Origin of the sequence: Bifidobacterium sp. UBA4282 (genome assembly GCF_002394995.1) — a bacterium.
Lineage (GTDB): Bacteria > Actinomycetota > Actinomycetes > Actinomycetales > Bifidobacteriaceae > Bifidobacterium > Bifidobacterium pullorum_B.
The window spans coordinates 81,633-97,115 of sequence record NZ_DGVO01000029.1 but is presented as its reverse complement, the minus strand read 5'-3'; the positions used below and the strand labels follow the sequence as shown (position 1 = coordinate 97,115).

The 15,483-nt window shown below is 63.9% G+C and carries 12 protein-coding genes and 1 pseudogene; 9 read left to right on the top strand and 4 right to left on the bottom strand.

Annotation, left to right across the window (positions count from 1 at the left end; genetic code table 11):
- Both B4C31_RS04440 and B4C31_RS08815 read left to right on the top strand, forming a co-directional pair.
- Positions 1 to 421, top strand: a pseudogene (locus B4C31_RS04440) (aldose epimerase); the annotation flags it as partial.
- Between the two features lie 103 nt (positions 422 to 524).
- On the top strand, positions 525 to 599 hold the full coding sequence (locus B4C31_RS08815) for a 50S ribosomal protein bL37 (RefSeq protein WP_369803150.1): 75 nt from the start codon (positions 525 to 527) through the stop codon (positions 597 to 599).
- A gap of 63 nt (positions 600 to 662) precedes the next feature.
- On the opposite strand, the gene B4C31_RS04435 is transcribed toward B4C31_RS08815, so the two are convergent.
- On the bottom strand, positions 663 to 944 hold the full coding sequence (locus B4C31_RS04435) for a hypothetical protein (protein ID WP_033505966.1): 282 nt from the start codon (positions 942 to 944) through the stop codon (positions 663 to 665).
- Positions 941 to 1,552: a sigma-70 family RNA polymerase sigma factor gene (locus B4C31_RS04430; protein ID WP_349679126.1), complete on the bottom strand. Its 612-nt coding sequence runs from the start codon at positions 1,550 to 1,552 to the stop codon at positions 941 to 943. Before B4C31_RS04430 ends, B4C31_RS04435 begins: the two co-directional genes overlap by 4 nt.
- 153 nt (positions 1,553 to 1,705) lie before the next feature.
- Between B4C31_RS04430 and B4C31_RS04425 the strand changes: the two genes are divergently transcribed.
- The 5 genes from B4C31_RS04425 to B4C31_RS04405 all read left to right on the top strand — a co-directional run bounded on the left by B4C31_RS04425 (position 1,706) and on the right by B4C31_RS04405 (position 7,749).
- Positions 1,706 to 2,452, top strand: a complete 747-nt coding sequence (locus B4C31_RS04425; protein ID WP_291531496.1) for an exonuclease domain-containing protein — start codon at positions 1,706 to 1,708, stop codon at positions 2,450 to 2,452.
- 77 nt (positions 2,453 to 2,529) lie between these two features.
- Complete coding sequence (locus B4C31_RS04420) at positions 2,530 to 4,092, top strand: UDP-N-acetylmuramoyl-L-alanyl-D-glutamate--2,6-diaminopimelate ligase (RefSeq protein WP_291531495.1); 1,563 nt, start codon at positions 2,530 to 2,532, stop codon at positions 4,090 to 4,092.
- 63 nt (positions 4,093 to 4,155) lie between these two features.
- Complete coding sequence (locus B4C31_RS04415; protein WP_291531494.1) at positions 4,156 to 5,733, top strand: UDP-N-acetylmuramoyl-L-alanyl-D-glutamate--2,6-diaminopimelate ligase; 1,578 nt, start codon at positions 4,156 to 4,158, stop codon at positions 5,731 to 5,733.
- A gap of 52 nt (positions 5,734 to 5,785) precedes the next feature.
- On the top strand, positions 5,786 to 7,030 hold the full coding sequence (locus B4C31_RS04410; RefSeq protein WP_291531493.1) for a carboxylate--amine ligase: 1,245 nt from the start codon (positions 5,786 to 5,788) through the stop codon (positions 7,028 to 7,030).
- On the top strand, positions 7,027 to 7,749 hold the full coding sequence (locus B4C31_RS04405; protein ID WP_291531492.1) for an aspartate/glutamate racemase family protein: 723 nt from the start codon (positions 7,027 to 7,029) through the stop codon (positions 7,747 to 7,749). The genes B4C31_RS04410 and B4C31_RS04405 overlap by 4 nt, the downstream gene beginning before the upstream one ends.
- Here B4C31_RS04405 and smc read toward each other — a convergent pair.
- On the bottom strand, positions 7,746 to 11,441 hold the full coding sequence (smc, locus tag B4C31_RS04400; protein WP_291531491.1) for a chromosome segregation protein SMC: 3,696 nt from the start codon (positions 11,439 to 11,441) through the stop codon (positions 7,746 to 7,748). The genes B4C31_RS04405 and smc overlap by 4 nt on opposite strands.
- 42 nt (positions 11,442 to 11,483) lie before the next feature.
- Positions 11,484 to 13,142 (bottom strand): bifunctional folylpolyglutamate synthase/dihydrofolate synthase, encoded by a 1,659-nt coding sequence (locus B4C31_RS04395; RefSeq protein ID WP_291531490.1) that lies wholly within the window; start codon positions 13,140 to 13,142, stop codon positions 11,484 to 11,486.
- A 314-nt stretch (positions 13,143 to 13,456) separates the two neighbouring features.
- Here B4C31_RS04395 and B4C31_RS04390 point away from each other — a divergent pair, with 314 nt between their 5' ends.
- Both B4C31_RS04390 and B4C31_RS04385 read left to right on the top strand, forming a co-directional pair.
- Positions 13,457 to 14,497: a restriction endonuclease subunit S gene (locus B4C31_RS04390; RefSeq protein WP_291531489.1), complete on the top strand. Its 1,041-nt coding sequence runs from the start codon at positions 13,457 to 13,459 to the stop codon at positions 14,495 to 14,497.
- Between the two features lie 51 nt (positions 14,498 to 14,548).
- Positions 14,549 to 15,472, top strand: a complete 924-nt coding sequence (locus B4C31_RS04385; RefSeq protein WP_291531488.1) for a site-specific integrase — start codon at positions 14,549 to 14,551, stop codon at positions 15,470 to 15,472.
- Positions 15,473 to 15,483: the final 11 nt, after the last annotated feature.

The window sequence follows — 15,483 nt, the reverse complement described above, 5'->3', positions numbered from 1 at the left end:
GAACGCGCAGTGCTCGCTGATGGTGCCCGCCGACACGCATGTGACCGTCGACGACCGTCTGCTGCCGACCGGCACCGAGCCGGTGGACGGCACGAAGTACGACTTCCGCGAGCCGATGAAGCTCGATCAGCAGCCGTACGACGATGCGTGGACCGATGTCAAGCACGCCGAGGACGGCACCGTGACGGCCGTGCTGTATCGCCCGGACGGCATGGCCGTGGAGGTCGGCGGCGACGAGACCATCACCTCGTTCCAGGTGTGCACCGGCACCGGCTTCGCCCCGGACAACCATCCGGCCGGCGTGGCGGTGGAGCCGCAGACCGCCTATGCCAACGCGTTCCGCTCCGGCAAGGACGTCATCGTCATCAAGCCGGGCGAGGTCAGCTCCACCACGCTGTTCATCCGTATGCGCAAGGCCTGATTCCACAGGGATCCACATCCGCGCGACGCCGCCGAAGTTGTGAACGTCGCGCGGATGTGAGATAATCCCGTAGGCTTATTAACCGTCAGTAAAGGAGTCCATCATGGGCATGCGTGGCCGCAAGCGCAAGGCGCGTCGCAAAAAGGCAGCAAATCACGGCAAAAGGCCGAATGCCTGAGCTGTGAGCTCTGAGATATGAGCATGGCATCCGCGGAACCGCTTAGGGTCCGCGGATTTTTTATTACCCCCGGAACGGCGGCTGCGCATCCTGCTCGCAGCAGCAGTGGTCCAGCGTGGCACGCAGACGGGTCAGCAGACACTCGGGCGCCTGTTCGGGGCGCAGGTAGGCGCGCAGGGCCTCGATCAGCGCCCGCTCCCGCGCGTCGCAACAGGTTTCAGGATCAAAGCACTCCCCGTTCGCTGCCTCGTTGACCTCGGCGATGTGCACGTCGGTGTGCACCACGCCCTCATGGGTCCGGCTGGTGATGGAGATATGGCTCTGGCGCACTACATGTCGATTCATGCCAGCTCCTTTCCATCGGTTGACGTCCTGTTTCCATTATCGCCATGTTTGCCGGAATCGTGGTTCGCGGACGGTGAATCCGCAATGCCGTACCCACGCTCCCGCGCGTATGCCGCCAACTCACGTTTCAGCTGCGTGCGGGCGCGGTTCAGACGGCTCATCACCGTGCCGATCTTGACGCCCTGCTCGTCGGCCACCTGCTGGTAGGACTTGCCGTCGATGGCCGCGTCGATGAACACCTGCCGGCGTTCGGGGCTCAGTTTGGCGAGCGCCGCCATGATCTCCTCGGGCGCGAAGGTGTCCAGATACTCCTGCTCCGCCGACTTCAGGCCCTCGGAGGTGTGTTCGGAGGCGGAGTAAATGTCCCAGTCGTCGTATTCGCCGGTCGAGTCGTTGGCCCGCTGCGGGCGGCGTTTGGCCTTGGCATACTGGTTGAAGTAGGCGTTGCGTTCGATGGTGGTCATCCACGCCTCGAAGTTCGTGCCCGGCTGGAACGAGTCGAAGGCCTTGAACCCGCGTTCGAAGGTGTCCTGCACCAGGTCCTGGGCGTCCTCGGGGTTATTGGTCAGCTTCATCGCCTGCCGATACAACGCGTTGACGGCGGGCATGGCAAGCCGTTCGAAGCGTTCCCGCCGCTCCGCTATCGTCTCGGTATGCTCGCTGCCCACGACAGCCCATTGTACCGTCCGCACCATGCCGCGACACCGCATCGGTCCGCAGGTCGGCGCGATTTGTCTGATTTGACCGTGAGAATATGCGGTATGACGAATCTGAAGGATGCCCTCGAAGCCGCCCCCGTGCAGGACGCCGACACCCCGCTCGGCCAATCCCGGCTGTTGGGGTTCGACACGGAGACCACCGGCGTGGCCATGGGCAGGGACGCCATCGTCTCCGCCACGTTGGTGCTGCGCGATCCGCGATCCGCCCATGACGGCGACGTCATCGACACGTGGATCATCAACCCGCACCGCCGCATGAGCCCCGGCGCCAGCAAGGTCAACGGCTTCACCGACGCGTTCCTGGCGGAGCACGGCGAGGAGCCGATCGACGCCATCGAGCGCATCGCCTCGCTAATCGCGCTGGCCCAAAGCAAGCGCATCCCGCTGCTCGCCTATAACGCGCCGTTCGACATCCGGATGCTGGCCGGCGATCTGAACCGCTGGCAGCTGCGTTCCCTGGAGGAGCGGCTGGATGGCCGGGCGATGCTGGTGGTCGATCCGCTGGTCATCGACCGTTCCGTATCGCGCCGTTCCGGCAAGCGCACGCTGGAATACACCACCGAATACTACGGGGTGGAGCCCGACGGTGATTTCCACGACGCCACCGCCGACACCATCGCGGCGGTCGACCTGATCGCGCCGATGACCACGCTGTATCCGCAGGTCGGTCATATCACGCTTGAGGGTCTGATGGACTGGCAACGACATGCCTACGGCACCTGGCGCGAATCGTACAACCGCTGGCTCGCCGGGCGCGGCCGGGCACCAGTGCGTGAGAGCTGGCTGTAACCCGACTTACAGGAGACACTCAGAGTCCGAGACTTTGATTACACTGTTCCCAACGTCCGCATGAAAGGACCATATCCATGCCGCTCACGCTCCGTACAGCCGCCCGGCTGCTATCCGACCATGGTCTGCTCCGGGAGGTCATCCACGATGACCGTTGGATGATGCAGGTCCCCGACGATCCGGCGGCCGACGTGCCGTTCTCCGCCATCACCTACGACACGCGCACCGTGGACGGCGGTTCGCTGCTCGTCTGCAAGGGTCGGTTCCGGCCGGAATATCTGGACGGTTTGGACGGGCGGGGGCTGGCCGCCTACGTGGCCGACACCGATTATTCGGCCGCCACCCGCGCCCCGGGACTGATCGTGAACGACCCGCGCAAGGCGCTCAGCCTGCTGTCGGCGGAGTTCTACGGCCGCCCGCAGGACGAGCTGACCGTCATCGGCATCACCGGCACCAAAGGCAAAACCACCACCGCCTACCTGACGCAGGCGATCCTCAACGCCCATTCGGGCGGCCGCTGCGCGCTGTTCTCCTCCGTGGACAATTGCCTGGACGGCCATACCTACGAGGAGTCCGACCTGACGACGCCGGAGTCGTTGGATGCGTTCCGGATGATGCGCCAGGCCGCCGACAACGGCATGCGCTACCTGGTCATGGAGGTCTCCTCACAAGCCTACAAGGTCCACCGCGTCCACGGACTGACCTTCGACATCGGAGCATTCCTCAACATCTCCCCCGACCACATCAGCCCCATCGAACACCCCACCTTCGAAGACTACCTCCACTGCAAACGCCAACTCATCACCAACAGCACAACACTCGTCGTCAACGCCGACTGCGACCGTGTGCAGCTGCTGCGGCAGGACGCCGCCCACGCCGGGATTCCGGTCGTCGACTTCTCCGTACACGGCCCCGACGACGGCCACAAGACGGCGCACACGATCGCCGCGGTTGCGGACGGAGCTGATCCGGACGACTTCCGCGTCATCATCCGCGACCACGCAGCCGGCACGTTCCGGCTGCGGCTGCCCGGCGACTGCAACATCGCCAACGCCGCCGCGGCCATGGCCATCGCGACCGCCGCCGGTGTGCCCGCCGACAGCCCCGCCCTGCACGCGGTCGAGACCGTGACCGTTCCGGGACGCATGGAGGTGCTCGCCGATCCGGATACGCGGACCTGGGCCATCGTGGACTATGCGCACAACTTCGCCAGCGTCGCCGCGCTGCTCGACTTCGTCGACAGCCGGTACGGCGCCGACCAACCGTATATCACCCTGGTCACCGGCGCGGCCGGCAACAAGGCGATCGGCCGCCGTCGGGAGATCGTGGAGGCCGCCCAGCACCGCATCGGCCGGTTCGTCTTCACCGCCGAGGACACCGACACCGAACCGTATGAGGACATCTGCAACGATATGCTGCGGCACGTCACCAATCCGGACGTGGACGCGCGGATCGTCGTGGACCGTGTGACGGCGCTGACCGAGGCCATCCGGGATGCCCGGAGCAACCCCGAGCGCTGGGACATGGTGCTGGTCATCGGCAAGGGGCACGAACGTTGGATCAAGGACCGGAACCGCCATATGCCCTATGAGGGTGATGACAAGGTGGTGGCGCGTCTGCTCAGTGAGCCCTTGGAGTAGCATCGTATCCTGCACGGTCACCGGGATCGTGCAGGCATACGGACCCAGGAGGCTTGACGACCCATGCCGGCATTCACCATCGCCACGGCGGCGCAACTGCTCGAACGGCACCATCTGCTGCGCGAGATCATCCATACCGGTGGTTGGACGCTGGACGCATCCGATGTCCCCGGCGCCGACGATCCGATCGCCGCGGTCACCTACGACACGCGCACCGTGACGCCGGGGTCGATGCTGTTCGTCAAGGGACGGTTCCGTCCCGAGTTCCTGGACGGCATCGACGAGCGCGGCCTGGCCGTCTACGTGGCGGAGAACGACCACTCCGACCGCACCGCCGCCCCCGGACTGATCGTGGACGATGTGCACAAGGCGATGAGCCTGCTGTCGGCGGAGTTCTACGGCCGCCCGCAGGACGAGCTGACCGTCATCGGCATCACCGGCACCAAAGGCAAGACCACCACCGCCTACCTGGTCCACGCCATCCTGAACGACTACAGCAACCAGCGCGCGGCGCTGTTCTCCTCCGAACAGACCTGTCTGGACGGCCGCACCTACACCGACTCGAAGCTGACGACGCCGGAGTCGTTGGATGCGTTCCGGATGATGCGCCAGGCCGCCGACAACGGCATGCGCTACCTGGTCATGGAGGTCTCCTCCCAAGCCTACAAAGTCCACCGCGTCCACGGCCTCAACTTCGACATCGGAGCATTCCTCAACATCTCCCCCGACCACATCAGCCCCATCGAACACCCCACCTTCGAAGACTACCTCCACTGCAAACGCCAACTCATCACCAACAGCACAACACTGGTGCTCGATGCCGCGTGCGACCACCACCGGCTGCTGATGCAGGACGCCGCCATGGCCGACGTGCCGGTGGCGCAGTACGCCTTCCTCGACGGCACGGACGGCACAGCCGGCACGGACAGCTGCAGCGGCGCCCGCGACCTGTTCGTGGCGGCGCGCCCCGATCCGCACAACCGCATGGGATTCCTCCTGACCGCGGACGGCGCGGAGCTGGGACCGTTCGAGCTGGCGATGCCGGGCACGTTCAACATCGCCAACGCGGCGGCCGCCGTGGCGATGGCCCTCAAGGCCGGCGTGCCGGCCACCGACCCGGCGATCCACGCGATTGAACGGGTGAGCGTGCCCGGCCGCATGGAACGCATCACGGCGGGCGGCAACCTGGTGGTGTATGTGGATTTCGCCCACAATTACCTGAGCTGCAAGGCACTGGTCGACGAGGCGCTGCGCGCGTACGGCGACCGCAATCCGCGCATCACGCTGGTGGCCGGCTCCACCGGCGGCAAGGCCATCGACCGGCGCGAAGGCATCGTCAAGGGCGCCGATGGCCGCGCCGAGGCGTTCTACTTCACGCTCGACGACCCCAACTTCGAGGACCCCACGACCATCGCCGAACAGATGCGCTCGTACGTGACCGACCCGCACGCCGAGACGCATGTCATCGTGCCCCGCGAGAACGCGATCCGCGCGGCCATCGAGGACGCCCGGCGCCACGCCGACCGGTTCAACGTGGTGCTGCTGGCCGGCAAGGGGCATGAACGCCGCAACATCATCAACGGCAAGCCGGTGCCTTACGAGGGCGACGCCCCCATCGCACGCCGGCTGCTCGGCCTGTGATCCCCTCCCATCCATCGACCCCAAGCACACCCCTCAAGCTACAGTGAACACCATGACTCGTTTTCTACCGATTCTGCTGGGCAGCGACATCAACGTCTACGGCATGGCCCGCGCCTTCCACGAGGCGTACGGCATCACATCCCGGGCCTACGCCTACTTCCAACTGAGCCCCACGAAGTTCAGCAGGATCGTCGACGTCCGCATCGTCCCCGACTTCAACAATTTCGTGACCTTCCGGGACACCATGCTGGCCGAAGGCAAGCGGCTCAAGCAGGAGGACCCGGACCGCGCGCTGCTGCTGATCCCCTGCGGCGACGTGTACGCGAACCTGCTCAGCCAGTGCGGCGACGACCTGAAACACTACTACGTGTACAACACGCTCGACATCCAGCTGTCGCGCAAGCTGGCGTACAAGTCCACGTTCTACCGGATGTGCGAGCAGTACGGGCTGCCCCATCCCAAGACCAAGACGGTGACCGCCGAGCAGGTGAAGGCCGGCGAGTACCGCGACCTGCCGTTCGACTACCCGGTGGCCATGAAGCCGGCCAACAGCGTGGAATGGCTGAATATCGACTTCGAGGGGCGCAAGAAGGCCTACATCCTGGACACGCCGGAGCAGTTGGAGACGATCATCCGACGCGCCTACGACGCCGGATACACCTCCGAGATGGTGATCCAGGACTTCATCCCCGGCGACGACTCGCATATGCGCGTGCTCAACGCCTACGTGGACAAGCACCACCGCGTGCGCATGATGTTCCTCGGCCATCCGCTGCTTGAGGACCCCTCCCCCGTGGCGGTAGGCAACTACGCGGCGATCATCCCCGACTACAACGAGGACGTGTTCCGCCGGATCAAGGCCTTCCTGGAGGCCATCGAGTACGAGGGCGTGGCGAACTTCGACATGAAGTACGACGAGCGCGACGGCGAGTACAAGCTCTTCGAGATCAACCTGCGCCAGGGCCGCTCCAGCTATTTCGTGACGCTCAACGGCTTCAACCTGGCCCGCTACTTCGTTGAGGACCTGGTGGAGGACACGCCGTTCGACGGCGAGACGCTGTTCGGGCGCGGCTCGAAGCTGTGGCTGGAGATTCCCCGGTCCATCTTCGAGGACTACGTGGAGCCCGGCGAGGACAAGGACCGCGGCATGCGCATGCTGCGCGACGGCGACTGGGGCACCACGCTGGAGTACAAGAAGGACATGAACCCGCTGCGCTGGCTGATGGTGCGCCACATGTTCGCCCTCTACAAGAAGAGCTACGCCACGTGGTTCCGCAAGAAGGCCGACCTGAAATGAGGCGTCCGTTCTTCGCGGTGCTGGGCGGCATGGGCACGTTGGCCACCGAGAGCTTCATCCGGCTGGTCAACCGTGCCGTGCCGACCCACACGGATCAGGATTTCCTGGATTATGTGGTGTTCAACGACGCCTCGGTGCCCGACCGGACGGCGTTCATCCTCGGCAGGAGCGACGACGACCCGTTCCCCGTGCTGGCGGACGACGTGGCCAAGGCCACCGCGATGGGCGCCGCGTTCATCGTGCTGACCTGCAACACCGCGCATGTGTTCCATGAACGGCTGCAGGCGCTGACCGACGTGCCGATCCTGCACATGCCGCGCGGGGCCGTCGCCAAGCTCGCCGCGTCCTATCCGGGGGCGCGGTGCCGTCGCGTCGGTTTCCTCGGCACCGAGGGGTCGCGCGCTTCCGGCGTGTACCGGAGGGCCGTCGAAGAGGCGGGATACGTGTTCGTGGAGCCCGGCCAGGGGTTGCAAGACCGCATCACTTCGCTAATCTACGATGATGTGAAGGGGTCGGGCGACCTGAGCCTTGCCCGGTACGAATCGGTGCTGCGGGATATGCTCGACCCGTCGGGCCCCTGCCACTGCGATGCGCTGATCCTCGGATGCACCGAGCTCAGCGTGCTCAACGAGGCGTTCCCAATGCCGCAGCTGCCCATCATCGACGCCCAGGCCGTCCTGGTGCAGGACACCGCGGCCCGCGCACTCGCCCTGCGCTAACCCGCCCGTTTGAGCTTCTGGCTGACCACGGCGGTCACGCCGTCGGCGCGCATCGTGACGCCGTACAGCGCGTCGGCAATCGACATCGTGCGCTGCTGATGGGTGATGACGATGAGCTGGGCGTGCGAACGCAACTGCTCGAACGCGTTGAGCAGCCGGGTCAGGTTCACGTCATCCAATGCGGCCTCCACCTCGTCCATCACGTAGAACGGGCTCGGACGCGCGGTGAAGATGGCGAACAGCAGCGCCAGCGCGGTCAGCGACCGTTCGCCGCCGGACAGCAGGCTCAGCTGCTTGACGCGCTTGCCGGCCGGGCTGGCCTCCACCAGCACGCCGGTGGTCAGCAGATCGTCCGGGTTCTCCAGCCGCAGCCGGCCGGTGCCGCCCGGGAACAGCGTGGCGAACACCTGCTCGAATGCGGCCGCCGTATCCTCGAACGCGCTGCGGAACACCTCCACCATCGTCTTGTCCAAGTCGCGAATCAGCGTCATCAGATCGTCGCGACTGTTCACCACGTCGTTGCGCTGGTCGTTCAGATACCGGTTTCGGGCCTCCAACGCCTCGTACTCCTCGGCCGCCAACGGGTTGACCTTGCCGAGCGCAGCCAGGTCCCGCTTCGCCTTCTCCAGTCGTTTGACCTGTTCGGCGCGCACGTACGGCACCGTGCGGTACGCCACGGGTGCGGCGGCGTCTCCGTCCGCCGGGCCGTCGGCCCCGGTATCGCCTGACTCATCCGACCGTGCGGCGTCATCGCCGTCGTCCAACGGCACCGGTCGCCCGTCGTCATCGAGCACGGGAACCGGCTGGTCGGGGCCGTACTGCGCCACCAGTTCGTCCAACCCCATGCCGACGGCATCGGCCACCTTCTGCATCAGCTGCCCGTATGCGGCGGCCAACCGTTCACGGTCCACGTCCAGCTCGTGCTCGCGCCGCTGCAATCCGGCCACGCGCGGCTCGATCTCGTTGCGTTGGGCGCGCAGCGTCTTGAGCTCCTCGTCGTGGCTGGATACGGCGGCCTGCAGCTCCTCGCGGCGTGCGACCACGTTCCGGATGCTCGCCGCCACCAATCCGGCCACCGCGTCCGCATCGGCGGCGATGCGTTCGATGCGCGCCATCTGCCTGCGGCGGCGTTCGTTCAACGTCTCCAGGCGTGTCCGGCGTTCGGCGGCCTCCCGCGCGTTGTCATGCAGCAGCCCCGCCTGCCGGGTCAGGGATTCGGCCTTGCGGTTCGCCTCCGTCCACGCAATCCTGGCCGAAACCTCCTGTTCACGCGCCGCGTTCAGGCTCTGTTCCAGTTCCCGTTCGCGGTCGGTCAGATCGTCGAAGTCAGCATGCTCGCCGGTGGAGGTCTGCGCCGAGACCAAGGCCCGGTTCAGATCATCCAGTTTGAGCCGATGCGACTGCGCATCCTCCCGGGTTTTGGCGATGCGCTCGTCCATCGCCGTCACCTGCCGGCTCAGGCTGGCGACACGGTCGACGGCGCCGCGCAGCGCCTTCTCGGCCTGCTGGATCCGCAACCGCAGTTCGGTCCGCCGCTGCGCCGCGGCGTCGACGGCGAGCCGCGCCCGGTCCCGCGCGTCACGAGCCTGCGCCACCTGCGCGTCGAGATCCGCCAATTCCACCTTGAGTCCGGCGACCTCATGCAGCGCCTTATCCCTGCGGGAGGCCAGCGACAGGTCGCTCTGCGAGAGCGATGAGCCGCCGATCGCCGCCACGCCGGCGACCACCACCTCACCGTCGCGTGTCACCGCGCGGGTGAATCCGGTCATGCCAGCGGTCACCCGCTGCGCCTGCGCCACATCGTCCACGGCGGCGACATCGGCCAGCAGCACCCGTACCGTGTCGGCCACGTCACCGGCCCGTGCCGGATCCGCGGCATCGGGGTTGAGCTCCACCAAAGAAGCCAACGGCGTGACGGATCGGCCGGCATCCGCCGTTCGCGCGACCGTGGGACGTCCCGCCGCCACGTGGGACGCCTCTGACGCCGAATCGGGCGCGGCGGTCAGGATCACGGCCTTGCCGAGCTTGTCGGCCTTCGCCTTCTTAAGCGCATGCAGCATCTGCTCCCGGCCCGGCACCACCATGGCACCGGCGAACTGCTCCAATGCGCGGGCGACGCCTTCCTCCCAGCCTTCGGCGACGCGGATGAAATCGGTCAGCCGACCCATCGTCTCCAGGGAGGCGTCCCGTTCCAGGCTTCCGGAGGCATTACGGCTGTCCAGCGTGTCCTTGAGCGCGTCGGCCTTGGCCTGCAGCGAGATGATCCGTCCATCCACCTCGCGCCGCCGCGCCTCGACGGCGTTGAGCTCGTCCTGCAGCCGGGACACGGTCTCGCGTGCGGCGTCCAGCGCCGCGCCGCCGTCATCGTCCGAAGCCTCAGACTCCCGTTCCAACGCCTGCCGTTGGCGTTCGGCCTCGTCGTGCTGCCGCACCAGCGTCTCGCGCTGGCCGCTGAAATCACGGATTCTGGTTTCGGCCAGTTGCACCGCCGATTCCTCGCGGGCCACCAGCTCACGCAGATTGGCGATCTGCGTCTCACGCTGCTGCGCGGTGCGGCGCAGCTCGTTCAGCGTCTGCCGGACCGAGGCCAGCCGCTTCTCGCCGTCCGCACGCTGTTCCGTGGCCTTGTCGAATGCCAGTCGCATATCCGAGACCGTGCGCTGCTGGTCCTGCGCCTGGGCGTCCAGTTCCGCGGCGCGTTGCTCCAGGATGCCCGGGTCCTCGCCGAAGTTCGTGACGATCTGCCCGGCCAGCGACCGGCTGCGCTCCCCCGCCAGCTGGGCGAGCGCGTGCAGTCGCTCCTCGATGCGCGACAACTCGTGGAAGGTCTGGTTGATGCGGGCCATGGCCGGACTGGATTGGGAGCTCAGCGCCTCCACCTGTTCGATGCGGACCTTGATCTGGGCCAGGTCGTGCTGTGCGGCGTTCAGCTGCGTACGCACCGCGGTCAGTTCCGTACGCAGCGCTTCCCGACGTTTCATCGATTCGCAGGCGTCCTCGGCGTACAGTCGCGCCTGCGCGTCACGCAGGCTGATCTGGATGCTGTCGGCCCGACGGGAGATGCGCGCCTGTCTGCCGAGCGGTCCGAGCTGACGGCGGATCTCGCCGAGCAGGTCGTCCAATCGGGACAGGTTGGTTTCGGTGTTCGCCAGCTTGCGCAGCGCACGCTCCTTGCGCTTGCGGTGTTTGAGGATGCCGGCCGCCTCCTCGATGAACGCGCGGTGGCCGCTCGGATCGGCCTTGAGGATGGCGTCGAGCCGCCCCTGGCCCACGATGACGTGCATCTGCTGTCCCAGCCCCGTATCGCTCAGCAGCTCCTGGATGTCCAGCAGGCGGCACGGGGAGCCGTTGATGGCGTATTCGGAGCCACCGTTGCGGTAGATGGTGCGCGAGATCGTGACTTCGGTGTAGTCGATGTCGAGCGTGCGGTCGGTGTTGTCGATGGTCAGACTCACCTGGGCGCGGCCCAGCGGCGGACGGCTCGACGTGCCCGCGAAGATCACGTCCTCCATCGAGCTGCCGCGCAGGTTCTTGGCGCCCTGCTCGCCCATCACCCACGTCAGCGCGTCCACAATGTTCGACTTGCCCGACCCGTTCGGCCCGACCACGGCGGTGATGCCGGGCTCGAACCGGAGGGTCGTGGCCGAGGCGAACGACTTGAAGCCGCGCAGCGTGAGCTCCTTCAGATACATGTCAGCGGCCCTCTCCCGGACCTGACGGCCCGCGCCGGCGCATCATGACTCATCCTTGGCGCCGCCGGACACCTTGTCCATAATCGCCTGCGCGTCCTGTTCCAGTTCGGCCTGCGCCTTGGCCACGTCGAAGATGCCGAAATCGGAGTCGGCGAAGTCCGGATTCGCGTCGGTGGCGAAATCCTCGTCGGCGTCGAGGGCCGGACCGGCGGTCTCGTCCCCGTCGTCCTCGTCGTCCCCGGACTCGGTCGCGACGGCGCCTTCGGGCGTAAGGTCGGCGGGGTTCACGCGCTCGGCCTTCGGCCTGGCCAGATCGCCCAGCGCATGCTCCTTGAGCATCGTGCGGGCGTCGCCGGCGGTCACGAAACTGCCGCAGATCAGCACACCATGCCCGTAGCCGACGCCCAGCTCATCCTCGGCGTCCACCATGTTCACGGCGGTCTGGATGGCGTCGGGCAGATCCGGCTCGCAGGTCACCCGGTCGCGGCCGAACACGCGCACGGCCACCTGTTCCAGATCCTTGGCCGACATGACGCGTTCGCGCCACGAGTTCTCGGTCACCACCACATGGCTGAGCAGCGGTTCGAGCACGCCCAGGTACTCCTCCACCTGCTTGTCGCCCATCATGGCGATGACACCGACCAGCTGCGTGAAGTCATAGTTCTCCTCGATGGCGGCGCGCAGCGCCTCGGCGGCGTTCACGTTATGACCGCCGTCGATGATGATCGTCGGCGAGGTGCGCACCTGCTCGATGCGGCCCGGCACCTTCACGCCGCCCAACGCCTCGGATACGATATCCGCGTTCAGCTGTCCGGAAACCGGGATCACCGCCTCGGCGGCGGCGAGCGCGGCCAGCGCGTTGTGCGCCTGATGCTCACCGAACTTAGCGACCGGGATCTCCGCGTACTCCCCCAACGGGGTGCGCAGCGTGACCAGTTGTCCGCCAACGGCCGGGGCGCGCGAGACGACCTCCATCTCGTACCCGTCGCGCAGCATCCTGGCGTGATTGCGTTCGGCCGCCTCCTCCAGGATCGGCATCACGGCCTGCTCGTGCGGCTGCGGGCCGATCACGGCGGTGCAGCCGGGCTTGATGATGCCGGCCTTCTCGGCGGCGATCTGCTCGACCGTATCGCCCAGCCACTGCATGTGGTCCATATCCACCGGTCCGATGACGGCCGCGTCGGCATTCAGCACGTTGGTGGCGTCCCAGGCACCCCCCATGCCCACCTCCACGACGGCCACGTCCACCGGCGCGTCGGCGAACTTCCAGATCGCCATGGCGGTCAGCACCTCGAAGAAGCTCATCCTCGGCTTGCCCTGTTCCTCCATCCTGGCGTCCACCAGATCGACCAGATCCTTGACCTGATCCCAGGTGTCCACGAAGTCGTCGTCGCTCAGCGACTGGCCGTCGATGGCGATGCGCTCGTTGATGCGTTCCAGATGCGGCGAGGTGTACAGGCCGGTGCGCATGCCGTAGGCGCGGCAGATGGCCTCCGCCATGCGGGCCGTGGAGCCCTTGCCGTTGGTGCCGGTGACGTGGATGACGCGGAACGACTCCTCCGGATGACCCAGCACGTCGAGCATCAGGTTCATCCGGTCCAGATCCAGATTGGTGGTGTTATGTTCCGGCGGCCGGCGCATGATCTCGCGCTCGACCTCGTGGATGGATGCGTTGCTCCGGTTCGGATGCTCGAATGACATGCCGTGTTCCCTCGTGTTCCTCTTGACGATGCAAACTCCACTCATTCTAGGCGAACGGGGCAACCGGGGACAGCGGCCCACTGTCCACTTTACGTTGCAATCCAGCAACAGCGCAAAAGTCGCCTCACGTCAACCGCCAAACGCCGAATCAAACAGTTCAGAGTTCGCGATGCAAACACTCACATCCTCCTAGGAAGAACACTTCACGAACTTGGCAGCAGCGTAAGTATTCGGACTACTTAATCGAGAGCAATATTCCGGGGCACGATGGTTCTGAAGCGAATAAACTAACAGTAAAACTGTGGGGCAAAGGCGTGGTCGAGAAAGAGACGGTGACAGCAGGCAGCAATGCAACGAAATATTATATTCGGCATACCGGGCAACTGATGTATGGGAAGCTAGATTTCCTTCATGCGGCTTTTGGATTAGTGCCACCCGAACTTGACGGGTACGAGTCCACAGCGGATTCGCCAGCCTTTGACATTTTACCATCTGCTGATCCGAATTTCATTTTAATGACATGCCTCAGCAAACATACTTATTTATATCAAGGTAATCTTGCGGACGGTTCAAGAAAAGCAAAGCGAGTTCATGTTCCTACGTTTTTGGATATGTCCCTTAATATCCCAAATATTGAAGAACAATATCGCATTGTTTTGTTTCTCCATACAATTGACAAGCTTATCGCTGCCGCCAAGAAAAAGGCCGACCTTCTCAAACTCAAGAAACGATACTATTTGCAGGCCATCTTCGGCCAACGCCTGCGGTTCAAAGGATTCACAAAACCCTGGCAGCAGCGTAAGTTAGAGGAGTTGTGCATTCGGGTCGGGTCTGGAGGCACCCCCTCAGTTCAACATCCTGAGTATTACAACGGCAAGATTCCGTTTCTCGGTATCTCGGATCTCTCGGGACGAGCGGTCTCTGCAACTCAAAAGAAGATCACTCAAAGAGGCTTAGATAATAGCGCAGCTTGGCTCGTTCCTAAAGGATCGATTACTCTTGCCATGTATGCGAGTGTTGGGAAAGTAGCGATTCTTGACATCGAGCTTGCAACAAGTCAAGCTTTCTTTAATATGGTGATCCCTGAAGAAACCTGTATCCGAGATTTCTTATTTTCTCGTTTAGAGAAAGCAGACATCTGTCATGAATGGTTGCCGCTGATATCAACGGGCACGCAACCCAATCTTAATGCCGCTAAACTGAAAGATTGGGAACTTAAAGTTCCGAGCACACAAGAACGTAAAACTATCGGCGAGTTCTTTCACGCACTAGACGATCTTGCCGCTGCTTTGGCACGAAAAATCGAATTACTTGAGCGGCGAAAGACCGCTTACCTGCAACGTTTGTTCGTATGAGGTTTAGCCTGTTTCCGCTGTCGCCGTGTGGGTGACGGTGGAAAGGTAATCATGCATAAGAACCAGTATCTGCCGACGTACTTCCATAACTGGATGGAGATGTACAAGAAAGGAGCGGTGACCGATGTCACCTTCCGCAAATACGAGCTGACATACCAGCATCTGTTGAAGCTTGCACCCAGATTGTCCTTGGGTAGCATCACGCGAATCGAATATCAGCAGCTGCTCAATGTCTTCGCGGAAGACCATGAGCGCCAGACAGTCATGGATTTCCACCATCAGGTCAAGGCTGCTCTGCTTGATGCGGTGGAGGAAGGCGTCATTCCACGGGATCCCACGCTCAAGGTCGTGATCAAGGGAACCGTGTCTCGAAAGCACAAACCCAAATTCCTCAACCAGCACGAGCTGCAGAAGTTTCTAGACCAACTGGAACTACGTGGAATTCCAAACGTCGACTATTTGCTGTTGCTGATCGCAAAGACCGGACTGCGTTTTGCAGAAGCCCTCGCCGTCACGCCGCAGGACGTCGACTTCCATAGGCAAATGCTCAATGTCAGCAAGACTTGGAGCTACAAGGATTCCATGGGACGTTTCGCCAAGACGAAGAACAAATCCTCCAATAGGAAGATCCGGATTGATTGGATGTTGTGCATGCAACTCAAACAGCTATCCGAAGGGCGTCCCGAAGACAAACCGCTGTTCGTGCATGAGGGGAAACGCATCTACAACTCCACGGTCAACGATAGGCTTGCCCGACTCTGTGCACAGGCGGATGTCCCGATAATCTCCGTCCACGGGTTAAGACACACACACGCCTCGCTGCTGCTTTACGCGGGAGTTTCCGTCGCGTCTGTGGCAAGACGTCTCGGTCATGCCAACATGAGCACCACGCAAAGCACCTACCTGCACATCATCAAAGAACTGGAAAACCAAGACAATGACCGTGTGATGCAATTCCTCAGCACATTACAGTAATTAGGCAATTG